This is a genomic window from Pseudonocardia lutea, assembly GCF_042658055.1.
Lineage (GTDB): Bacteria > Actinomycetota > Actinomycetes > Mycobacteriales > Pseudonocardiaceae > Pseudonocardia > Pseudonocardia lutea.
In genome coordinates, this window is sequence record NZ_JBHSQK010000011.1 from 1 (window position 1) to 19,704 (window position 19,704).

General features: G+C 69.4%; 19 protein-coding genes. 11 read left to right on the forward strand and 8 right to left on the reverse strand.

Annotated features, from left to right (window positions below; genetic code table 11):
• Positions 1–251 precede the first annotated feature (251 nt).
• From ACFQH9_RS06340 to ACFQH9_RS06350, 3 genes are read right to left on the reverse strand one after another with little or no spacing between them, the layout of a single operon-like run.
• The gene (locus ACFQH9_RS06340) at positions 252–767 is read right to left on the reverse strand and encodes a TetR/AcrR family transcriptional regulator (protein WP_379564953.1); all 516 of its coding nucleotides are present in this window, start codon (positions 765–767) and stop codon (positions 252–254) included.
• Positions 757–1,086: a DMT family transporter gene (locus ACFQH9_RS06345; protein WP_379564954.1), complete on the reverse strand. Its 330-nt coding sequence runs from the start codon at positions 1,084–1,086 to the stop codon at positions 757–759. Before ACFQH9_RS06345 ends, ACFQH9_RS06340 begins: the two co-directional genes overlap by 11 nt.
• 34 nt (positions 1,087–1,120) lie before the next feature.
• Positions 1,121–1,351, reverse strand: coding sequence for a hypothetical protein (locus tag ACFQH9_RS06350; protein WP_379564955.1), 231 nt, complete (start codon positions 1,349–1,351; stop codon positions 1,121–1,123).
• Between the two features lie 312 nt (positions 1,352–1,663).
• On the opposite strand from ACFQH9_RS06350, the gene ACFQH9_RS06355 reads away from it, so the two are divergent.
• On the forward strand, positions 1,664–2,161 hold the full coding sequence (locus ACFQH9_RS06355; RefSeq protein ID WP_379565200.1) for an HNH endonuclease: 498 nt from the start codon (positions 1,664–1,666) through the stop codon (positions 2,159–2,161).
• Positions 2,162–2,378: 217 nt separating this feature from the next.
• On the opposite strand, the gene ACFQH9_RS06360 is transcribed toward ACFQH9_RS06355, so the two are convergent.
• The 3 genes from ACFQH9_RS06360 to ACFQH9_RS06370 form a co-directional block, all read right to left on the reverse strand.
• The gene (locus ACFQH9_RS06360) at positions 2,379–2,891 is read right to left on the reverse strand and encodes a hypothetical protein (protein ID WP_379564956.1); all 513 of its coding nucleotides are present in this window, start codon (positions 2,889–2,891) and stop codon (positions 2,379–2,381) included.
• Positions 2,892–3,012: 121 nt separating this feature from the next.
• Positions 3,013–3,579 (reverse strand): DUF732 domain-containing protein, encoded by a 567-nt coding sequence (locus ACFQH9_RS06365; RefSeq protein WP_379564957.1) that lies wholly within the window; start codon positions 3,577–3,579, stop codon positions 3,013–3,015.
• Positions 3,576–3,839 (reverse strand): hypothetical protein, encoded by a 264-nt coding sequence (locus ACFQH9_RS06370; protein WP_379564958.1) that lies wholly within the window; start codon positions 3,837–3,839, stop codon positions 3,576–3,578. Before ACFQH9_RS06370 ends, ACFQH9_RS06365 begins: the two co-directional genes overlap by 4 nt.
• 416 nt (positions 3,840–4,255) lie before the next feature.
• Here ACFQH9_RS06370 and ACFQH9_RS06375 point away from each other — a divergent pair, with 416 nt between their 5' ends.
• Both ACFQH9_RS06375 and ACFQH9_RS06380 read left to right on the forward strand, forming a co-directional pair.
• The gene (locus ACFQH9_RS06375) at positions 4,256–6,067 is read left to right on the forward strand and encodes a serine/threonine-protein kinase (RefSeq protein WP_379564959.1); all 1,812 of its coding nucleotides are present in this window, start codon (positions 4,256–4,258) and stop codon (positions 6,065–6,067) included.
• A gap of 226 nt (positions 6,068–6,293) precedes the next feature.
• Complete coding sequence (locus ACFQH9_RS06380; RefSeq protein WP_379564960.1) at positions 6,294–7,067, forward strand: hypothetical protein; 774 nt, start codon at positions 6,294–6,296, stop codon at positions 7,065–7,067.
• A gap of 127 nt (positions 7,068–7,194) precedes the next feature.
• On the opposite strand, the gene ACFQH9_RS06385 is transcribed toward ACFQH9_RS06380, so the two are convergent.
• Positions 7,195–7,887, reverse strand: coding sequence for a sugar transferase (locus ACFQH9_RS06385; RefSeq protein WP_379564961.1), 693 nt, complete (start codon positions 7,885–7,887; stop codon positions 7,195–7,197).
• A 279-nt stretch (positions 7,888–8,166) separates the two neighbouring features.
• Between ACFQH9_RS06385 and ACFQH9_RS06390 the strand changes: the two genes are divergently transcribed.
• From ACFQH9_RS06390 to ACFQH9_RS06420, 7 genes are all read left to right on the forward strand, one after another.
• A complete protein-coding gene (locus tag ACFQH9_RS06390; protein WP_379564962.1) occupies positions 8,167–8,799 on the forward strand; it encodes an arsenate reductase/protein-tyrosine-phosphatase family protein in 633 nt (210 codons plus the stop codon).
• A 334-nt stretch (positions 8,800–9,133) separates the two neighbouring features.
• Positions 9,134–10,048 (forward strand): aldo/keto reductase, encoded by a 915-nt coding sequence (locus ACFQH9_RS06395; protein WP_379564963.1) that lies wholly within the window; start codon positions 9,134–9,136, stop codon positions 10,046–10,048.
• 171 nt (positions 10,049–10,219) lie between these two features.
• A complete protein-coding gene (locus tag ACFQH9_RS06400) occupies positions 10,220–11,137 on the forward strand; it encodes a polysaccharide deacetylase family protein (RefSeq protein WP_379564964.1) in 918 nt (305 codons plus the stop codon).
• 357 nt (positions 11,138–11,494) lie between these two features.
• Positions 11,495–13,336: a glycosyltransferase family 2 protein gene (locus ACFQH9_RS06405; RefSeq protein ID WP_379564965.1), complete on the forward strand. Its 1,842-nt coding sequence runs from the start codon at positions 11,495–11,497 to the stop codon at positions 13,334–13,336.
• Positions 13,333–14,889, forward strand: coding sequence for a galactose oxidase (locus ACFQH9_RS06410; protein WP_379564966.1), 1,557 nt, complete (start codon positions 13,333–13,335; stop codon positions 14,887–14,889). The genes ACFQH9_RS06405 and ACFQH9_RS06410 overlap by 4 nt, the downstream gene beginning before the upstream one ends.
• The gene (locus ACFQH9_RS06415; protein ID WP_379564967.1) at positions 14,889–15,122 is read left to right on the forward strand and encodes a galactose oxidase early set domain-containing protein; all 234 of its coding nucleotides are present in this window, start codon (positions 14,889–14,891) and stop codon (positions 15,120–15,122) included. The genes ACFQH9_RS06410 and ACFQH9_RS06415 overlap by 1 nt, the downstream gene beginning before the upstream one ends.
• Positions 15,123–15,154: 32 nt before the next feature.
• A complete protein-coding gene (locus ACFQH9_RS06420) occupies positions 15,155–16,171 on the forward strand; it encodes a glycoside hydrolase family 6 protein (RefSeq protein WP_379564968.1) in 1,017 nt (338 codons plus the stop codon).
• 287 nt (positions 16,172–16,458) lie between these two features.
• Here the strand turns inward: ACFQH9_RS06420 and ACFQH9_RS06425 are convergent, their stop codons facing one another.
• Positions 16,459–16,824 (reverse strand): hypothetical protein, encoded by a 366-nt coding sequence (locus tag ACFQH9_RS06425; protein WP_379564969.1) that lies wholly within the window; start codon positions 16,822–16,824, stop codon positions 16,459–16,461.
• 780 nt (positions 16,825–17,604) lie between these two features.
• Between ACFQH9_RS06425 and ACFQH9_RS06430 the strand changes: the two genes are divergently transcribed.
• Positions 17,605–19,071, forward strand: coding sequence for a tyrosine-protein kinase domain-containing protein (locus ACFQH9_RS06430; protein WP_379564970.1), 1,467 nt, complete (start codon positions 17,605–17,607; stop codon positions 19,069–19,071).
• Positions 19,072–19,704 lie beyond the last annotated feature (633 nt).

Genomic DNA, 19,704 nt, shown 5'->3' on the forward strand with positions numbered 1-19,704 from the left:
CCGGGCCGATCAAGTCCCGGAGCTCCTTACATGAGCGCGTCGAGCGAAGCGAACGGCCGAACCTGTACACCGCATCACGTACTGATAACGGGCCCCCGCCGCCATACGAATCACCCCGCAACGTCACGGACGGCGGCGGGTGCCCCCCTCACACGGCACCCGTCGCTGGTGCGGCCACGCTGTGGGATCCCCCCGCCACAGCGTGGCCGCACGTTCCCCACTCTTCAGGTAGAGATCTGAGCGTCAGAGGCTCATCCCCCGAGGACACGGACGGTCGTCGCCCGGTCGATCCCAGTCGTCGCGGCGCGGAGGTAGAGGCCGTTGACCGCCGCGGCCAGGAGTTCCGCGCGCTCAGGGCACAGTCGTCGGGCCATCTCGTCCACCGCCCGGTCCCAGCGATCCAGCTCCTCGCGTAGGTCAGGGCGGCGCGCGGCGAGAAGGTAGAGGTCGTACTCCGCGATGGTCAGCCGCCGGTCCTGGGCCGAGTAGGCCGCGATCAGCTCCGCCAGCTGCCCGACTGTGGTGATCTCGGCGAGGTCGGCGACGTACCGGTCGTTGACCTCCCGCAGGGCGGTGACCAGCAGCTCGTCGACGCTCGCGAAGTAGTACAGCACCGCGCTCGGCGGCAGCTCCGCCTCCGCCGCGACCGCCCGCTGCGTCACGGCAGCGACCCCGGACCGGCCGACCAGCCGGAGAGTCGCGTCGAGAAGCGCCCGGCGGCGTAAGGCTCCCTTGCGCAGCCGGCCGTCGGCGATCTCAGGCGGCATGCGACGTCCGGCCGAGCTCCAGTGCGAGCACCCCGGCGATGACGAGCACGATCCCGCCGATCTGGACCCAGGTCAGGGACTCCTTGAGGACCACGGCCCCGATGATCGCGATCAACGCGACGCCGACGGCCGACCAGATCCCGTACGCCACCCCGATCGCGATCCCGCCTTTCAGCGCCTGCGAGAGCGAGTAGAAGGCGATGCCGTACCCCAGCACCACGATCACGGACGGCCAGAGCCGCGAGAAGCCCTGGGAGAAGCGGAGGGCGACCGTGCCGGTCACCTCGGCGAGGATCGCGCCGGCGAGCCAGAACCACATGCCCGCCAGACTACTTGAGCGATCGCTCCAGAAGTCAGAGGAAGAGGACGAGCAGCACTGCCAGCAGCGCGAGCACCGGTACCGCCGCGGCGACCCAGACCAGCGGGTCCCGACGTCGGCGCACCGCGACGGGCTCGGGCAGCTCGGCGAGGTAGTCGTCGACCTCGGTCCGGGGCTCCGGCACTGCGTGCGGCGGCACCACGGGCAGCAGCTGGGTGGCGGGCTCGATCTCGGGCAGGGCGAGCGGGCGGCGGGGGCTGGACACGGGAACTCCTGGCGGACGAACGACGCGATCAACCGGCCTATCGCCGTAGTCGCCCCCGGCGTGACAACTCTTCAGCAGGATTGACGAGCGGCCCGTTCGCCGCCTCAGTCGGGCCGTCGACCAGCACCGCGTGTCCGCCCCAATATCACACGTGCGTAACCCCGCTCTCGTATGGTCGACTTACCTCATCCGAGCGGAGGTGGTCGCGTGCCGGATCGACAACCCCAACCCCTCGTCGCCGTCCCCGAGCCCGGGGAGGGAGAGACGGGGGCAGGGAGTGCCGGGGTGACGGCGCTCCCGCCGGGTTCACGGGTGCTGCTGCTCAACGCGAGCTTCGAGCCTCTCGCCGTCGTCACGGCCAAACGCGCGATCGTCCTGATGCTCACCGGTAAAGCCGAGTGTGTGCAGGCCGCCCTCGAAGGGGCGGCCTTCCATTCGGAGAACCTGACCGTCCCCGCTCCGTCGGTCATGCGACTCTCCCGCTACGTCCGGGTGCCCTACCGCCGGGCGGTGCCGATGACCCGCGCGGGTGTCCTCCGCCGCGACCTGCGCCGCTGCGCCTACTGCGGCAAGAAGGCGGACACGATCGATCACGTGGTTCCGCGCAGCCGCGGTGGTGCGCACAGCTGGGAGAACTGCGTCGCCGCCTGCCGCGCCTGCAACTCGAAGAAGGCCGACCGCCTCGTCGAGGAGATCGGCTGGACCTTGCGGGTCACGCCCAAGCCACCGACCCGTGCGGCCGGTGGGGTGCTGGTGCTGGCCGTCGAGCCGCATCCGGCCTGGGAGCCCTGGCTGGCCCAGGCCGCCTGACAGCGAAACGGGCCGCCTCCGAGCGCGGAGGCGGGCCNATCAGTACGACCCGCCGCATGGCGCGGCGGGGGTCCTACGTCCCGATGTTCGCCCTACGGTGCTCGTTCGTTAACCCTCCGTGCCGGACATACCCAGCATTGATGAGTCGGCTCGTCCGGGGCCGCGGTCATGCGGCAGCCGCCCACCGACCGGAGCCGGTGAGCGGCTGCGCTCAGACCTACTTCTTGCAGGCCTTGTCGAAGCCCGCCGAGAAGCCCTGGGTGTAGCCCTGCGTGTAGGCGTCCGGCGCCTGGAGCTGGTTCTCCTGCTTCTTCGGGGCGTTGCAGTCCTGCTTGCCGGCCCGGTAACCCGCCGCGTAGCCCTCCTGGTAGCCCTTCTGGAACTGCCTGTCGTCCTTCTGCTCCTGCTTCTTACAGGCCTTGTCGTAGCCTGCGGAGTAGCCTTCGGCGAAGCCCTTCGTGTAGTCGCTCGGTTCCCGCAGCTGGTTCGGCTGGTTCTCCTGCTTCTTGGGGGCGTTGCAGTCCTTCTTGCCGTCCTCGAACCCCTTGCGGTACCCCTCGTTGTAGCCACGCTTGTAGTCGTCGCTCTTCTCGAGCTGGACGAGCGAGGCGGGGCCGGACGCGGTGGCCAGCGGCGCGTCGGCGAATGCGGCTCCGGCACCCGACAGCGCGAGGCCACCCACCAGGGCCGATCCGACGGCGAGGCGGGCAAATGTCGACCTGTAGCTCATGATGTTCTCCTTCTGATTCTTCCGTGGTGATTCGAGTGGTGTGCCACGACGGCCCGATCTCGGTCTGCCCCCCGATCGGGCTCGTCGTCGCGTCTGGCTGAGGCCGGCGTCCGACCGGTCCTCACGGGTTGATGCGGTTCCGGTACGACTCCCACATCCGGCGCTCCGACTCGCGAAGAATCGAGTCGGTGCTCCCCGGGCCGGTCGAGCGGGGCGACGCCTGCGCGGAAGAGGAACCCGCACCCTGCCCGCCTTGCGGCTGGGCCTGGATCCGGTCCATGTGGCTCGGGCAGTAGGTGACGATCGACGCGCCCATCAGCCACCCCATGTCCGCCGGCGAGAACGTCGGCCGCCCGGCCGCGACGAGGTCGTCGTCCGTGGCGCCCCGGTCCAACGCCTGGCAGGTCAGGTGACCGAGCTGAACCAGGTCCGCCTCGGAGACACCGGCGAACGCCGGACGCTGCCGGACGACCGCCACGAAGGTGACGTCCGAGTCGTTGCTCGTCTCGACCCGCGCATCACGGGGGCCGGCGTCCGTCGGGGTGTCGGCCCACGCCGTCGACGCGGACTGCCCCGCGCCGAGGAGCGCCAGCGTGACGAGCCCGCCGGTGACCCAGCCCCTCGCGCGCCTGCGTCGCCGTGCGCGCCGGCAGTCGCCCGTGGTGGTCCGCTCCCTCTGCTTCCTCATCGTGGTTCCTTCCCCGCCGACTTCTTCTCCGAAATGAGCTCGCGGCCGAATTCGGTGAGCGCGGCGTGCTCCTTCTCGAACTCCGAGGAGACGACTCCCGAGCGCAGGAGGCGCCGGGCTGCGAACTGATCGCAACAGGCCATCCCGTCAATGGTCAGGATGCCGCCGTCCGACTGGCCGACCGCGCACCGACCGGCGGCAACAGCGCCGAGGATCGCGTAATCCCGGTCGCTCAGCATCAACGGCACAGTCACCACCATCGCTCTCACCGAACCTCTCGTCTGCGGAATCCGAGCGACATATGTGTAGCGCGGCGTCCGCGTCTTCCGGAATCCCGCTGCGTGGCGGGGTGAATGCTCCACCGAAGGTCGACCGGTACCGGACGGACTGCGACGAGAATGGGGGCGGAAGGGGATCGTCAGGTGAATACCCGCCACGTGGCGGGGTTGACGCGGAAACGTGACGACGTGCAATCGGGACGAGGATCTTCCCTGCTCACCGGCCGTGACGGAGCGACCGCGGCAGGTGGTGATCGGCACTGCCCGGCATGTCGATCTCGCAGGGATGTACGCGTGGAGAGCGATTCCGTCGGTGATCTGTCGATCAATTCCGCGGCGACCGGGAGGGGGAGACTTTCCGGTACTTTGCGTGGGCGGGCGCCGCACTGGGGGTGACCATGGAACCGGAGATGTTCGGGCCGTACCGGTTGGATGCGTTGATCAGTGTCGGCGGTATGGGCGAGGTCTATCGAGCATTCGACACCACCCGGGACCGCCCGGTGGCGTTGAAACGCCTCCGTCCGGGCCTCGCGGCCGACGACGAGTACCAGAGCCGGTTCCGGCGCGAATCACGCCGGGCCGGTCGGTTGTCCTCGCCGCACGTGATCCCCATTCACAATTTCGGGGAGATCGACGGGCGTCTGTACATCGACATGCGCCTCGTCGACGGAGCCGATCTCCACACGTTCATCGCCGATCACGGGCCGCTGGATCCCGGCGCAGCGGTCGACGTCGTACGTCAGGTGGCCGAGGCGCTCGACTGCGCTCACGAAGCGGGCCTGATCCATCGGGACATCAAGCCGTCGAACGTTCTGCTGGGCGAGCGCGGCTTCGTCTATCTGATCGACTTCGGCGTCGCGCGCCGTGACACGGGTGCCGCGTCGACCCTGACGGCGACCGGATCCGCGGTCGGGACGCTGGCCTACATGGCGCCGGAGTTGTTCAGGTGCGAAGCGGTCGATCGGCGAGTGGACGTCTACGCGCTCGGTTGCCTGCTCTTCGAGGCGTTGGTCGGGCGACCGCCGTTCGTCGGTGAGGGCCACGTGCTGATGCACGATCACCTCTACGTGGATCCGCCGCGGGCATCGGCGGAGCGGAAGGGTCTTCCCGTCGGGCTGGACCCCGTCATCCGTCGAGCCATGGCGAAGGATCCGGATGATCGCTTCTCGACCGCCGGCGAACTGGCTCGCGCCGCACAGGATGCGCTGTCAGCCGGCGGGCACGGCTCCGGTGGGGGATCTGGTCCGTCTGTCCGACACGCCCGGACCTGCGACCCTCCCGAGGACATCCCGCAGACGCAGACGGAGACGGAGAAGGAGAAGACCGAGGAGCCGTCCGTCGCACTGATCCGGGGCGCCGGCAGGGGTACTTCGGCACCCACCCACATCGGATTCCATCCGTTCGCCAGACTGCGCTGGCGGAGGATCGGACTCGAGTTCCTCGCCCTGCTGGTGGCCTTCGTGGTCGTGGTCGCCGCTGTGCCTTCTCTGAGGAACGAGGCCGAACAGTTCTTGTTCAACTGGCAGGTACCCGGCGCCTCGGACAGGAGTCTCCCGGAGGACCTGACCTACAAGTCCGGGGTCCGGGTGGTGGAACGCACGTCGACCCTCGATCTCACCGGATGGAAGAGGACTACTGCGGAGGAGCTGGCGAGCGGGGAACGGGTGTCCAGGGGGTTGTCGATGACCTCCTTCGTCCTGCGCAAGACCGAGCCCGGCGCGAAGTACTTCGTCCACACCGTCTCCAGCGGTAGTGCGGCGGACCCTTCGATCTGGTGCGATTCCCATCCTTTCCGCGTGATACAGGCCGAGACACAGCCGTCCTCGGGCGTTCGCCAATGGAACGTACTGGTCGACATCTCGAAGGAGCCGGACGACCAGCCCTTCACGGTCGACCTTCTCGTGACCTTCTGGAACGGATTCCAGAACAAGTCCGACTGGTGGGGAGGGTTCCGCATCCTGCACGCCACCGAGAAGGCGTCCTACCGGATCATCTTTCCTCCCGGCCTACCGGCGGGCGACGTGAAATTCCGCTACAAGGACGTCACGGCCAATCAGACGGTCTACCTCGATCCCGGCGGCCTCACCGTGAGCCCGGCCCCTGGCCCCGCGCCTGTCGAGGAGATCACCTGGACCGTCGACAACCCGATGCCGGACCGCAGCTACCAGGTGACCTGGACCTGGCCGGACAGCGCGGCGACGACACCGTAGGAGGGTCGCGGACGGCTGGGGCTACCACCCGGCAACTGTAGGGAGAGCCCTGAACAGGCGGGGGCGGCCCCCAATGTGGTGCGCGGGCGGGGGCGGCATCCTTGTCCGGCGCTGTCACCGTGGCCGCTGAGGATGCGCCCCCTGGGTCTCAGGGGCACGCGCGGGCGAGGCTCCACGTTGTCCTGCTGGGTGGCGGTGCACGTCGACTGTTCGCGAGGAGTCTGCCGTGCCTGACGAGCGCTGGGTGATGGCGTACGAGTACGACGGATCGGTGTGGCGGGTGACGGCCACCCGTCGGATCGGGGTCGGGGAGGAGATCGTCGCCGGCCGCGAGGGCGAGCTGCCCCTCGGCGTCCACGTGCCCGACGTGCTCGTGTCCCGCCGCGCGATGACGGTGACGGCGACCGAGGACGGGTGGACCATCAGGGCGACGAACCGGAACGGCGCCGTGCTGCACCCGTGGTGCCTGCCGTCGCATCTGATCCGGAAGTGTTCGACGACGGTCGACTGGCCCCTCGTCGGCGTCCGTTTGCTGCCGGGGTCCAGGACCTCGCAGCACTGGCTGCTGCTCGAGTTCGACGACCCGTCGACCCTGGTGCGGGTGGGTGAGGACGAGGACCCACCGGAGGTCGGGCAGCACCGGGGGCCGGTCACGGCGACCGCCTTCACTCCGCGAGGGCTGACGAGGGCCGAGCGCGAGGCACTCGAGGCCGTCTTCCCCCGGCAGCTGCAGTGGCCCCCGCACGAGCACACGGAGCCGGTGCTGCTCAAGCAGGCCGCCTCCCGCCTGCGGCTGAGCATCTCGGGGCTCCAGGACCGGCTGAAGTCCGCCCTCGCGCGCGCCCTCGCCCTCGGCCTGGACCGACCGGTGGCGCTGACGGATCCCGCCTATCTCCACGTCCTCGCCCGAGCGGGCTACCTGGAGCCGCCCCTCACATTCGACCACCGCTCGTCGCACGACCCACCGTGGTTCGGCTGTCCGCGGACGCAGCCGGCGTGACCGGGAGTACGGCTGCTCGCGCCATCCAATCCCTCTGCCGCGGCCGGCGGGACCAAGCGACGAGCGCCGCGTGGGGAATCGCGAGCGGCCTGCCCTGTTCGAGGCGGGCCGGCGCCACGAGCGGAGTTCAGTAGGCCCCGTCGCCTCTGACGACGGTGCGGACGGTGCGGGCGAGGATCGTCAGGTCGAGGGTGGGGGACCAGGTGTCGACGTAGCGAGTGTCGAGGGCGATGGATTCGTCCCAGGACAGGTTGCTGCGTCCGGAGACCTGCCAAAGCCCGGTCATGCCGGGCTTGACGAGCAGTCGGCGGCGGGCGCTGGGGCAGTAGTGGTCGACCTCGCGCTGTAGGGCGGGGCGGGGGCCGACGAGGGCCATGGTGCCGGTGATGACGTTGAACAGCTGGGGCAGTTCGTCGAGGGAGTACTTGCGCAGGACGGCGCCGACGGTGGTGATGCGGGGGTCGTGAGCGACCTTGAACAGGGGCCCGGCGGCCTCGTTGTGGGCTTGGAGGGTGGCGAGCCGGGCCTCGGCGTCGATCACCATCGACCGGAACTTGATCATCTGGAAATGGCGCCCGTCCTGGCCGACGCGGGTCTGGCGGAAGAACACGGGGCCGCGGTCGAGTATGACCGCGAGCGCGACGGCGAGCAGGACGGGCAGGACGACCAGCACGATCAGCACCGCCACGACGGCGTTGAGCACCGCCCAGGCCGTCCCGGGCCGTCGAGCCGGCGGACGGACCGCGTGCGCCGCCGCAACCGAACGCTGGACGGGAACGCTGCTGAGGTCGACGGTGAGCTCGTCGAACGCGGCGGTCATGGCGGGCTACTCCTCCGGGTGACGACGTGGACCCCCTCGATCCACATCTGTCCCGACTGTCGCCGCCCTCCGTCACCCTGTTACCCCGTCCGATGACGCATCGTCACAACTGATGACCTTGGTCGGGAAGGCCGGGAGGAGCAGCCGAGAAGCCGCTGATCAGACGCTCAGGGGCCCTCCCGACGGTTCCGGCGCGCGGCGTCCGCGCCGGTGGCGGAGACCACTCGGGCGGTGGACGCAGGGAGGCGCAACGGCGGCGGAGCCGTCACACTGGAGGACGTGGGCAGACACTCGCGGCCGGATCTTGACCCCGCGCGGGCCGACACGTTCCGGCTGCTCTTCGTCTGCACCGGCAACCTCTGCCGCTCGCCCGCGGCCGAGATCATGACCCGCCACCTGCTCGTCGGGAAGCTGGGCGGACGTGAGGCGGCCCGCTTCGACATCTCCAGCGCCGGGATGAACGCGGTGGTGGGGGAGATGATGCACCCCGACACCCGCGACGAGCTTGCCCCGTGGGGGCTCGACGGCGTGCAGGCCGGTGCCTTCCGCGCCCGCCAGCTGCGCAGCTCCATGGTCCGCAGGTCCGACCTGGTCCTGGGCGCGAGCCTGCGGCACCGCAGCGCGGTCGTCGAGCGCGAGCCGGCCGGCCTGAAGAATACCTTCGCGCTGCGCGAGTTCGCCGCCCTGGTCGACGCCGTCGACGAGTGCATGCTCCCCGAGGGGGATCCGGTGAAGCGGGCCCAGGAGCTGGTGGAGCAGGCCCGGATGAAGCGCGGGCTCGTGCCGCTCGACCGCGAGGAGCTGTCGGTCCCCGACCCGATCGGCAAGCCCCAGCAGGCCCACCACGAGGCCGTCGTGCTGATTACGGACGCGGTGTACCGGATCGTCGAGAAGATCGTCCCTTCGCGCTGAGCCGCGGCCGGGCCGCCGGGCGCCCCTCTCGGTTCGCTGAGACAGGAGCACGGTGAACGCTGGCATCAGGAGGGGCACGGGGAACGCGACACTCGCCGTCCGGTAACGCGAGTCCCACAGCGCGCGAGCCCCAGACACCGCTGCCGGCCGTCTGCCGATCGAGCGCCGACCGCACAGATGGGCGACCTGCGGGGTGTGGCAGGCGTGGAGGGGACGGTGGGCATGCACCGGGACGAGCCCACAGGTGGTATCGCAGGACGGTTAGGGAACACGACGTGGGTGGTGCGTGGACACCCGTTGACGAGCCGGGGGGCTTGGCGGGGAGTCGTCCGGAATGGGTGACGTGCCGTTCATCCCGCTGAACAACGGCGTCACGATCCCGCAGCTCGGCTTCGGCGTGTACCGGATCGCCCCTGGGCAGACGGAGCAGGCGGTGCTGGCGGCGTTCGAGGCCGGTTACCGGCACATCGACACTGCGCAGAGGTATGGCAACGAGAAGCAGGTCGGTCGGGCCCTTGCCCGCTCCGGCCTGTCGCGGGACGCGGTGTTCCTGACCACGAAGCTCGACGTCGACCGGCACGGGCGGAGGGAAGCGATCCGTGAGCTCGAGAAGAGCCTGGGGCGGCTCGGGACCGATCACGTCGACCTCTATCTGATCCACTGGCCTGAGCCGGGCGCCGACCGGTACGTGGAGACGTGGACGGGCTTCGAGGAGGTGCTCGCCGACGGCCGCGCGCGAGCGATCGGTGTCTCCAACTTCACCCGCGCTCACCTGCAGCGGCTCGCCGCCGAGTCGACGACGATCCCTGCCGTCAACCAGGTGGAGTGCCACCCGCTCTTCGCCCGGACGCGGTTGCGGGAGTTCCACCGCCTACAGGGGATCGAGACGGAGGCGTGGGGTCCGCTCGGGCAGGGCGGACCGCTTCTCGCGGAAGCGGAAGTCGTCCGGCTCGCGCACGAGTACGGGAGGTCACCCGCCCAGATCGTCCTGCGGTGGCACGTACAGCTGGGGAACATCGTGTGTGCGAAATCGACCAGGCCGGAGCGGATGCGGCAGAACATCAGCGTTGTCGACTTCGCTCTCGACGACGCCGACATGCACGTCCTCACGGCGCTCGACGTGGGGGAGCATCGTGGCCCTGATCTCGACCACTGCCCGGGCCCGACGGGGCGACTCCGACGAGTTGCTCGTCGGGTCCCCGGCGCCCGCCGAGCCGTACGAGCCGCTCGCGCGCTCCGTAGCCGTTGAGCCGGCTGCGCCACCGGCATCGCGCCTTCGACTCACACCGGGAGTACGGACCCGTTGGGCCACATCTGGAGTACGGACCCGTCAGGCGATGATGGCTCGTGGCTCGGTCGAGCACACTGGCAGGCGGTCCTCACATACTGCTCGACCGAGGGCCGTATGGTGGGCATTGCCGTGACGCGTCGTCCGAGGTTGCTCCGGGCCTTCGGAGGAGTCCTGGCCGCGCTGGTCATAGTGGTTGCCTGCGCGTCGCCGTCTCCTCGCTTCGACGCCACGGGTCGGCGAGGTGTGGAACCTCCGACCCCCGCGGGCGTTCCCGATGCAACGCCATCACGGCCGGGTGCGGCAGGCGGCGAGGACCTCACCGGCAAGACCGTCGTCAGCCTCACCTTCGACGACGCTTCCGCGAGCCAAGCGACGGCGCTGGAGATGCTGCGGTCGCGCGGCATGGCCGGGACGTTGTACGTCAGCTCGGGGCTCGTCGGCACGAGTGCCTACTACCTGATGTGGCCGCAGACCTTCGAGGCTGCGCTCGAGGGGCACGACATAGGCGGTCACACCGTCCATCACGAGAACCTCGTCAAGGTCGACCTCGCTACGGCGAGGTCAGAGGTGTGTCAGGACCGGGCGGCGCTCACCGCACTGCGGTTCGGGGACGACGAACAAGGTCAGAACATCGGGTCGTTCGCCTATCCCGAGGGAGGAACGTCACCGGAAGTGGCGAAGATCGTGGCGGACTGCGGGTACATCGACGCTCGCGCCGTCGGGGGCCTGAACAACCCGGCCTGCCGGCAGTGCCCGTACGCCGAGTCGATTCCCCCGCACGACCCGTTCAACATCCGTACCGCTCCCGGTGTGAGCAGCGGTACGACGCTGGCCGATCTGCAGGCGAGCGTGGTCGGCGCCGAGGAACACGGCGGCGGGTGGGTCCCGATGGTGTTCCACGGCATCTGCGCCACGAAGTGCACCGGGGACAACTCGCTGGCTCCGCAGATCTTCACCGCATTCCTCGACTGGCTGCAGCAGCGGCGCGACCGCGGCACCGTGGTTCGCACGGTGGACGACGTGATGCGCTCGTCGTCGAGGAGGTAGTCCGTCCTGTTGGTCCGGTCGATCACGAATCCTCAAGTGAGGATCGAGGAACCCGAGGCCAGGAGCGGAGGAGCCAGGGGCTTTGGTCCTGTGATCCGAAAGACCTTCCCTGAGACCGGGAGTGTTCTATCTGGAGCACTGGGAGTGACCCAGAAGCAGCGAAGGCTCACCCAAGGAGAGCAAGAGCGCCGCGGGCCGGAGCCTGAATCGCAAAAACAGGACCTTACTCTCGCGTAACACCACCACTGCGCCCTCGACAGGGTGATGCACGGACAGCGCCCCAGCACTCTCCGTGCCGGGTGAGTGTCTGCACGAACGATCCCGTCGTCTCCTGACAGTCAGATGGGATCAGAAGTAGTGACGAGTCCAGTCGGGGAACAGCAACGCGTCCGCGCCTTCAGCGAGATCTCCGGCCCGATCACCGAGCCGCCCGCCGACCGGCCCTACCGGGTCGAGTTCAAGGGCGTGCACAAGTCCGGCGGCCCCCGCCGCTACGCGGGGTCGCTCGCGATCGTCGTCCTCAACGTCGTCGTCGAGATCGGCTTCGTGCTGTGGCTGCTGCACCCCGGCCACCGCCCCGAGGTCGACGGCAACACCTTCGCCCACGCGGCCAACGCGTTCGTCATCGCCTCGATCGCGCTCGTCGAGGCCCTGCGCCTGGTCAACGTCGTCTCGCTGTCGCTGGCCTCGATCCTCGCCCGCGACCCCGTCCCGGTCCGCCCCGACCGCAACCTGCGCGTCGCCTTCCTGACCACGATCGTCCCCGGCAAGGAGCCGATCGAGATGGTCCGGACCACGCTCGAGGCGGCCCGCCGCATCCGTCACGACGGCCGGTTCGACGTCTGGCTCCTCGACGAGGGCGACGACCCGCAGGTGAAGCAGATGTGCCGCGAAACAGGCGTGCACCACTTCTCCCGCAAGGGCGTCGAGGCCTACAACCAGCCCCGCGGCTTCTTCAAGGCCAAGACCAAGCACGGCAACTACAACGCCTGGGTCGACGCCCACGGCTACCGCTACGACGTCTTCCTCTCCGTCGACCCCGACCACGTCCCGCTGCCGAACTACGCCGAGCGGATGCTCGGCTACTTCCGCGACCCGGACGTCGCGTTCGTGGTCGGCCCGCAGTGCTACGCCAACGTCGACAACTTCGTGACCAAGGCCGCCGAGTCCCAGCAGTTCCCCTTCCACAGCGTGATCCAGCGGGCGGCCAACGCCTACGGCATCCCGATGCTGGTCGGCACGAACAACGCCGTCCGCATCGACGCGCTGATGTGCATCGGCGGCCTCGCGGACTCGATCACCGAGGACATGGCCACCGGCCTGGCGTTGCACACCCGCCGCAACCCGGCGACCGGCCGGCGGTGGCGCTCGGTCTACACGCCCGACGTCGTCGCGGTGGGGGAGGGCCCCTCCTCCTGGACCGACTACTTCAGCCAGCAGCTGCGCTGGTCCCGCGGCACCTTCGAGATCCTCTCCGGCACCTTCTGGCGGCGGTTCCTGCGCCTGTCGCCCGGCCGGATGCTGCACTACCTGCTGATCACGACCTTCTACCCGTCGATGGCGGTCGGCTGGATCCTCGGCGCCGTCAACGCCACGCTGTACCTGGCCTTCGGCGTCGCCGGCATCGTGGTGCCGCCCGAGCTGTGGCTCGCCCTCTACGTCGACGCCACGCTCTTCCAGGCGTGGGTCTACATCCGCAACCGCCGCTACAACGTCAGCCCCTACGAGGAGACGGGCAGCGCCGGGCTGCGCGGCATGGCGATGTCGGTGCTCTCCGCGCCGATCTACGCGAGCGCGCTGACCGCCACGGTCCTGCGCCGGCCCGCGAAGTTCGTGGTGACCCCGAAGGCCGACGCGTCGTCGCCGGACCGGCTGCGCACCTTCCGTCGGCACCTGCAGTGGTCCGCCCTGCTGGCCGCCGCCCTCACCGCGTCGGTGGTCCTCGGCTACGCCAACGTCGACGTGATGATGTGGCCGGCGATCGCCCTGCTGGTGAGCCTCGCCCCGATGGCCCTCTGGCAGCTCGAGCGGGAGGAAGCCGGGCAGACCCGGTCCCCGAGCGAGCTCGTGGGCGCCACCGCCCCCGTCCGCCCGCTGCGCCCGCAGCCGCGCATCCCGGCCCAGCCCGGCCTGCTGCGCCCCGGTGCGGTCCCCGCACCCCGTGAGACGAACGACGACGAGATCGGAGCCATCGCGTGAAGCGCGCCCTGCGCGCCGTCCTGGGACGGCTGGTCCGGCACCGCAAGCTGGCCACCCTCGTGACGGTCCCCGGCGTCCTGCTCGCCGTGAACGTGCCGCCCGCGGTGGCGTTCGTGAGCGACTACCAGCACGACAAGCTGATCAACAGCGCCGAGTATAAGGCGCGGTACGGCAAGTGGGACGTCATCGACCTCCCCTCCGACCTGCGCGTCAACGCCGTCCACGCCGCGCTGCTGCCCACCGGCAAGCTGCTGATCATCGCCGGCTCGGGCAACGACCAGACCCAGTTCGACGCCGGCACCTTCACGTCCCTCGTCTACGACCCCGCCACCGGGCAGGGCCGGATCGTGCTCACGCCCGACGACATGTTCTGCGGCGGGCACGCCTTCCTCTCCGACGGCAACCTGCTCGTCGCCGGCGGCACCCAGCGCTACGAGATCCTCGACGGCGCCGTGACCAAGGCCGCCGGGCAACTCGTGGTCAAGAACGAGAACCCCGACGCCGGCCGCGACTTCCTGAAGGGCACCGAGTTCGTCGCGCCCGACGGCCGGAAGTACCTCGCCACCAACGCCTTCACGGTGAAGCCCGCGACCAAGACCCAGATGGGCAAACGCGGCAACGTGACGGTCACCGCGAGCGAGACGCAGGTGTGGGTCGAGTCCGAGGACACCGGCACCGCCGGCGTCACCGACGTCCCGACGCAGTACACGATCACCGGCCTGATTGGCGCCGACGCGGACAACGTCTACGGCCTCGGCCAGAAGATGACCATGGACAAGCAGGACTACCAGGGCATCGAGCAGGCCTACGAGTTCGATCCCTTCGCCGAGGAGTACGTGCGGGTGGGGGACATGAACCACAAGCGCTGGTACCCCACGCTGACCGGGCTGCCCGACGGCACCGTGCTCACCACCTCGGGGCTCGACGGCAGCGGCGTGATCCTGCCCGGCCAGAACGAGATCTACGACCCGAAGAGCAAGACCTGGACCGAGCGTCCGGACCTGTTCCGTTACTTCCCGACCTACCCCGCGATCTTCCAGACCGCGAAGGAGGGGACGCTCTTCTACACCGGCTCCAACGCCGGCTACGGCCCTGCCGACCAGGGCCGCGTCCCCGGCTTCTGGAACCTCGGGGACAACTCCTTCCGGCCCGTCGCCGGCCTGCGCGACGCCGACCAGATGGAGACGAGCGGCTCGGCCTGGGCCGGCCCCGTGCAGGACCAGAAGATGATCGTGGTCTGGGGCGGCGGCGTCGGCGAGTCCCCGCTGACCAGCAAGCGGATCGACGTCATCGACCTCGAGCAGGGCCCGAAGGCGGCGTACACGCCCGGCCCGGACCTGCCGGTGCCGACCCGCTACCCGAACGTCGTGCAGCTGCCCGACGACTCGCTACTGATCGTGAACGGCTCGCGCGACTACCGCGGCAAGGGCGCGAGCGACAACCTGGTCGCGAGCCTCTACCGCCCGGACACGAACTCGCTCTCGGCCGCCGCGGACCGTTCGTCGGCCGCGACTACCACTCCGAGGGCATCCTGCTGCCCACCGGCCAGGTGATGACCCTCGGCGGAAATTCGCTGTTCAAGGGGCTGATCCGGTCGTCCGCGGCCACGCACGCCACGGACGTCGAGCAGCGCAGCGTGGCCCTGAACGTCAGCAAGAACCCCGACGGCACGCTGAGCCTGGCAATCCCCGAGGAGCCGACCCTGGTCCCGCCCGGCTACTACATGCTCTTCCTGGTCGACGGCGCGGGCACGCCGTCGAAGGCCCATTGGGTGCACGTCACGTGAGCCCGGAGACCGCTCTGCGAGAATTCGACGCCGTGACCCGACATCGTCTCTCCCGCTGGCTGGGCAGCCTCCTGTCCGGTGGTGTGCTCGCCGCCGCCGCGCTCGGCTGCTCCCCGGCCGGCCAGGAGTCGACGACAGCGCCCACCGCCCCGGCGTCGGTGACCGCCTCGCCGACCGGTTTCTTCGTCGACCCGACCACCCCCGCCGCCGCGCAGGTCGCGGCATGGGAGCAGGAGGGACGCACGGCGGACGCCGAGGAGCTCCGGAAGATCGCCGAGCAGCCGGTCCCGCTGTGGGTTTCGGCCGACCCGGCGGCCGTCGAGCCCGAGACCCGCGCGTACGTGGGGCGCGCCGCGCAGGCCGGGCAGAAGCCGCTGGTGGTGGGCTACAACATCCCGCACCGCGACTGCGGCAGCTTCTCCGGCGACGGCGCCCAGTACCGCCAGTGGGTCAAGGGCCTGGCCGCGGCGCTCGACGGCGCCGGCGCCACGGTGATCCTCGAGCCCGACGCGGTGCCCCACGAGATCTCCGGCTGCGTGGACGGCAACCTGCGCGACGAGCGCTACGAGCTCCTCGGCGAGGCGATCGACCAGCTCAAGGGTGCGGGCGCGCGGGTGTACCTCGACGCCGGCAATCCCGGCTTCATCACCGACACCGGCGCCCTCGCCTCGGCGCTGGACCGCTCCGGGGTGAAGCGGGCCGACGGCTTCGCGCTCAATGTCGCCAACTTCTGGACCACCCAGGACAACATCGCCTACGGCACGAAGATCTCGCAGGCCCTCCGCGGCGCCCACCTCGTGATCGACACCAGCCGCAACGGAGCTGGGCGGGTGGAGTCGGATCAGGTCGACGGGGGCCCGAGCTTCTGCAACCCGCCTGGCCGGGCTCTGGGCACGCCGCCCACCACCGAGACGGGCAACGCGCTGGCCGACGACCTACTGTGGGTCAAGCGGCCGGGGGAGTCGGACGGGGCGTGCCGGCCGGGGGAGCCGCCAGCGGGGCAGTGGTACCCGGACTACGCGCTGGGGCTGGCGCAGCGGGCGGCGTAGGGCCGCGTGATCGTCGACCTCCGTCGCCGACGAGGTCAGTGCGCCCCGTCTCTCCGTTGACGAGGGTGGCGACGGAGACGCTCCTCCTCGACGATCCGCTCGATCAGCGCCCATCGTCCAGCCTGGCCGTGGGGGCCGATTTCCTGGACCAGCTCCGAGAGCGCGTTTTTATCCCGGCCGAGCGCCTCAACGACCTCGTGGAGCGACTCGAGCTCGAGCGCCGCCCACGACCGAGGCCGAGAAGCCTCGACACCGATCGGCGCGGACATGTGTTCGAGTACCCCAGGTCACCGGCGGCGCAGGACCAGCATCCAGACCTTGTCCCCACTGGTGGCGCGGACGGTGGCGGTCTGCGGGTCCTGCCCGGTGAACGTCGCCGGATCGATGTCCGACGGCATCGCGGCGAGCTGGGAGGCGAACGCCGGATCCACGCTCTCGCCCGCCCGCAACGGGAGGACGGGCACCAGCCGCGCCGGGTCGCCCGAGCGCAGGGTCGATGCCAGTCCGTCCGCCTCCGCCTGCCCGAACGCCGGCAGTCCGCTCACCCTGACGGGCGTCTGGGGCGTCGGTGCCGGCCGGAGGAGGAACCACAGCCCGCCGCCGACCACGGCGATCACCAGGACGGCCAGGCCGACCCGAAGCACGGTGCGCACGACCACCCATCGAGTCCGCCGACGGTCCTGTTACCGGACGGGTCGTCGATCGTCACTGGTCATGACCGCACACATCACGACCTGCTGGGGGCGCAGGCAACAGGGCCCTCTTCCATCGCAGCCGAAGCGAACGCCTGGTGCGGCGCCCAAGGACTCGCCGCGGACGACCGCTTCGCCAAGAAGCTCTGCACACATCGGATCCGGCGCACGGTCGTGCATCGCTAAATATGCCGCAGAAACGTGCGGGGACGTATCCAGCAGATTTGCCGGATGACGAGAGTGAGACCCCACTATTCCGTTCCCGAGCGGCCCTGCGGCGTGGGCTCCCTTGACTGCGTGTAGCCGAGCGGTGCGGCACCGAACCATGGTGATGAGGTGCGTGCTCGCCCGGCACCGCTGCCGCGATCTTGACCAGCGTCCGACGACATCGCGCGACAGCGCTTCGGCCGTGCTCGCCGCATCGGCGGACCCTCGGGCGATGCATCATCAGACTTGATGACGAACCTCTGCCGACCTCCTGCTGGCTGTAACGCAGACGCCACCTCTCGCGACAAGCGTGCGCCGGCCTCCGCTCCCCCAGTCAGCACGACGAGGCCGTTCGGCTTACAGTGCTGTAGCCAAACGGGGGCACGAACGTATTTTTCGGGGGAGAAGCCTCATGCCTCGTAATGCGGCCGCACCATTGATGTGCGAACCGTCACTGAACCGACGGGAACTGCCAGCCGTGTCCTCTACTGACGCGTGTGCGATCCGGCACACGCGAAGGTTCGAGGGGACTGCATGACGGTCCAGGACTATCTCCGCGTTCTGCGTGAGCGATGGCTCGTCGTGGTTGTCGCCGTCGTCCTCGGGCTGGTGGCCGCCGGCGCGGTCTTCTTCGTCCGGCCGGTCGAGTACACCGCGAGGCTCACGATGTACGTCAGCGCGCAGACCGGCGACAACCCGCAGCAGGCGTACCAGGGCGCGCAGCTCTCCCAGCAGCGCGTGACCTCCTACGTGGAGCTGGTGACGAGCCCCCGTGTCACGAGCACGGTCGTCCAGCGTCTCGGTCTTGCCGACACTCCCGACCAGCTGGCCAAGAAGATCACGGCGTCGAGCGCCCTCGACTCGGTCCTGATCGACGTCAACGTGACCGACCCGAGCCCGGCCCGCGCCGCGGAGATCGCCAACTCGATCGGCACGGTCATGACGGAACTCGTCACGGAGCTGGAGCGGCCCGCCGCCCCGAACGGCGTTCCGCCGGTCCAGATCCGGGTCGTCCAGCCGTCCACACCTCCGACCACGCCGTCCTCGACCGGCCTCTCGACGACGCTCGCCCTGGGCCTGCTGGCGGGTCTCGCCGTGGGCGTCGCCGCGGCGCTCGCGCGCAACGCCCTCGACACCTCCGTGAAATCGCCGGAGCAACTCCGTGAGGCGGCCGGCGTGCCCAGTCTCGGCGCGGTCGTCTACGACCCAGAGGTGCCGAAGCGGCCACTGACCGTGCACGACGATCCGATGTCGCCCCGCGCCGAGGCCTATCGTCAGCTCCGCACGAACCTGCAGTTCGTCGACATCGACAACCCCCGGCGCGTCCTCACCGTCACCAGCTCCCTACCCGGGGAGGGCAAGACGACGACGACGGCGAACCTCGCCATCGCCCTCTCGGCCACCGGTCAGCGTGTCCTCCTGGTCGAGGCCGACCTTCGCAAGCCCAAGGTCTCCTCACTGTTCGGCCTCGACGGCTCGATCGGCCTGACGAGCGTGCTCACCGGCCAGGTACCGCTCAACCACGCCATCCAGAACTGGGCCGGCCGCTTCGACATCCTGGGCAGCGGATCCCTCCCGCCCAACCCGAGCGAGCTCCTCGGCTCGCAGCAGATGCAGAAGCTGATCGAGGACATGCGCAACCATTACGACGTCGTCCTGCTCGACACCCCGCCGCTCCTGCCCGTCACCGACGCCGCCGCGCTCGCCCCAGCCACCGACGGTGTGATCCTCGTGGTCCGCTTCAACAAGACCACCCGCCAGCAGGTCGGCACGGCCGCGGAGACGCTGAACGGAATCGGCGTGCCACTCCTCGGCTCCGTCATGTCGATGGCTCCCAGCAGTGGGCCGCGGGCCTACAGCTACTACGGGGCCTACTACAGCAATGGGTCGGTCCCCAGGACCCCGACCGACGACCACCCCCACCGGCCGCAGCCTCCTGCGTCTCCTCGTGCTGTTGCGCAGCCCGGTGCCCGGCGCGTTCGGCCGGACCTAAGGCAGTAGCTCGCGCGCAATGGACGCCCCTGGAACCCGAAAGGCAGCTCATGCGCGTACTCGTGACCGGAGACTTCGCCGGAGTCGCACGTGCATCGCCGGATCTCCAGCACGGCAGAGTTGTCTCAACCCCCGTCCTGGGCGCTCGAGTGCTGTTGCAGGTCACATTCGAGCGGGAGGTCGACAAGTTCGTCCACATCTCTGCCGTCGCAGCATATGGGCCCGATATGCGCGTGATCGGAGGCAGAGCTTTGCAGCGAACTAGCCCTACTCCGTCTCGAAGGCCTCCTCGGACCTCCTCACGCGCTCTCGTACCACCGAACCCTCGGTCTACCGTTGCGCATAACCGGATGTTCGAACAATCACGTCTGGAGACGCCATCTAGGATGCAGACATCAGGCTGGCAGCAATGCACATTTCAGCCTGGCATAAATGCATCAAGGATGCCCTCAGCCGGTCCACCGTGGTCGGGCTTCGCCTGGTTGGAAGCGGGCAACGGTCATCGCTAGATACGGGACGAATATGCTGGTTCGTAAAATTCGGGAAAGCACCCGCATTGCGTACTTCGTAGAGACAGCCCCTGCTGCGGACCCCGTGAACCAATCACAACTAACGCAGCCCGACTATCGGCATGTTCAGAAC

Excerpts from the sequence above, each read along its gene's own strand:
- ACFQH9_RS06365 (WP_379564957.1), bottom strand. The coding sequence starts at position 3,579 with ATGAGGAAGCAGAGGGAGCGGACCACCACGGGCGACTGCCGGCGCGCA.
- ACFQH9_RS06375 (WP_379564959.1), top strand. The coding sequence starts at position 4,256 with ATGGAACCGGAGATGTTCGGGCCGTACCGGTTGGATGCGTTGATCAGT.
- ACFQH9_RS06360 (WP_379564956.1), bottom strand. The coding sequence starts at position 2,891 with ATGAGCTACAGGTCGACATTTGCCCGCCTCGCCGTCGGATCGGCCCTG.
- ACFQH9_RS06340 (WP_379564953.1), bottom strand. The coding sequence starts at position 767 with ATGCCGCCTGAGATCGCCGACGGCCGGCTGCGCAAGGGAGCCTTACGC.
- ACFQH9_RS06345 (WP_379564954.1), bottom strand. The coding sequence starts at position 1,086 with ATGTGGTTCTGGCTCGCCGGCGCGATCCTCGCCGAGGTGACCGGCACG.
- ACFQH9_RS06370 (WP_379564958.1), bottom strand. The coding sequence starts at position 3,839 with ATGGTGGTGACTGTGCCGTTGATGCTGAGCGACCGGGATTACGCGATC.
- ACFQH9_RS06430 (WP_379564970.1), top strand. The coding sequence starts at position 17,605 with ATGACGGTCCAGGACTATCTCCGCGTTCTGCGTGAGCGATGGCTCGTC.
- ACFQH9_RS06385 (WP_379564961.1), bottom strand. The coding sequence starts at position 7,887 with ATGACCGCCGCGTTCGACGAGCTCACCGTCGACCTCAGCAGCGTTCCC.
- ACFQH9_RS06395 (WP_379564963.1), top strand. The coding sequence starts at position 9,134 with ATGGGTGACGTGCCGTTCATCCCGCTGAACAACGGCGTCACGATCCCG.
- ACFQH9_RS06415 (WP_379564967.1), top strand. The coding sequence starts at position 14,889 with ATGACCCTCGGCGGAAATTCGCTGTTCAAGGGGCTGATCCGGTCGTCC.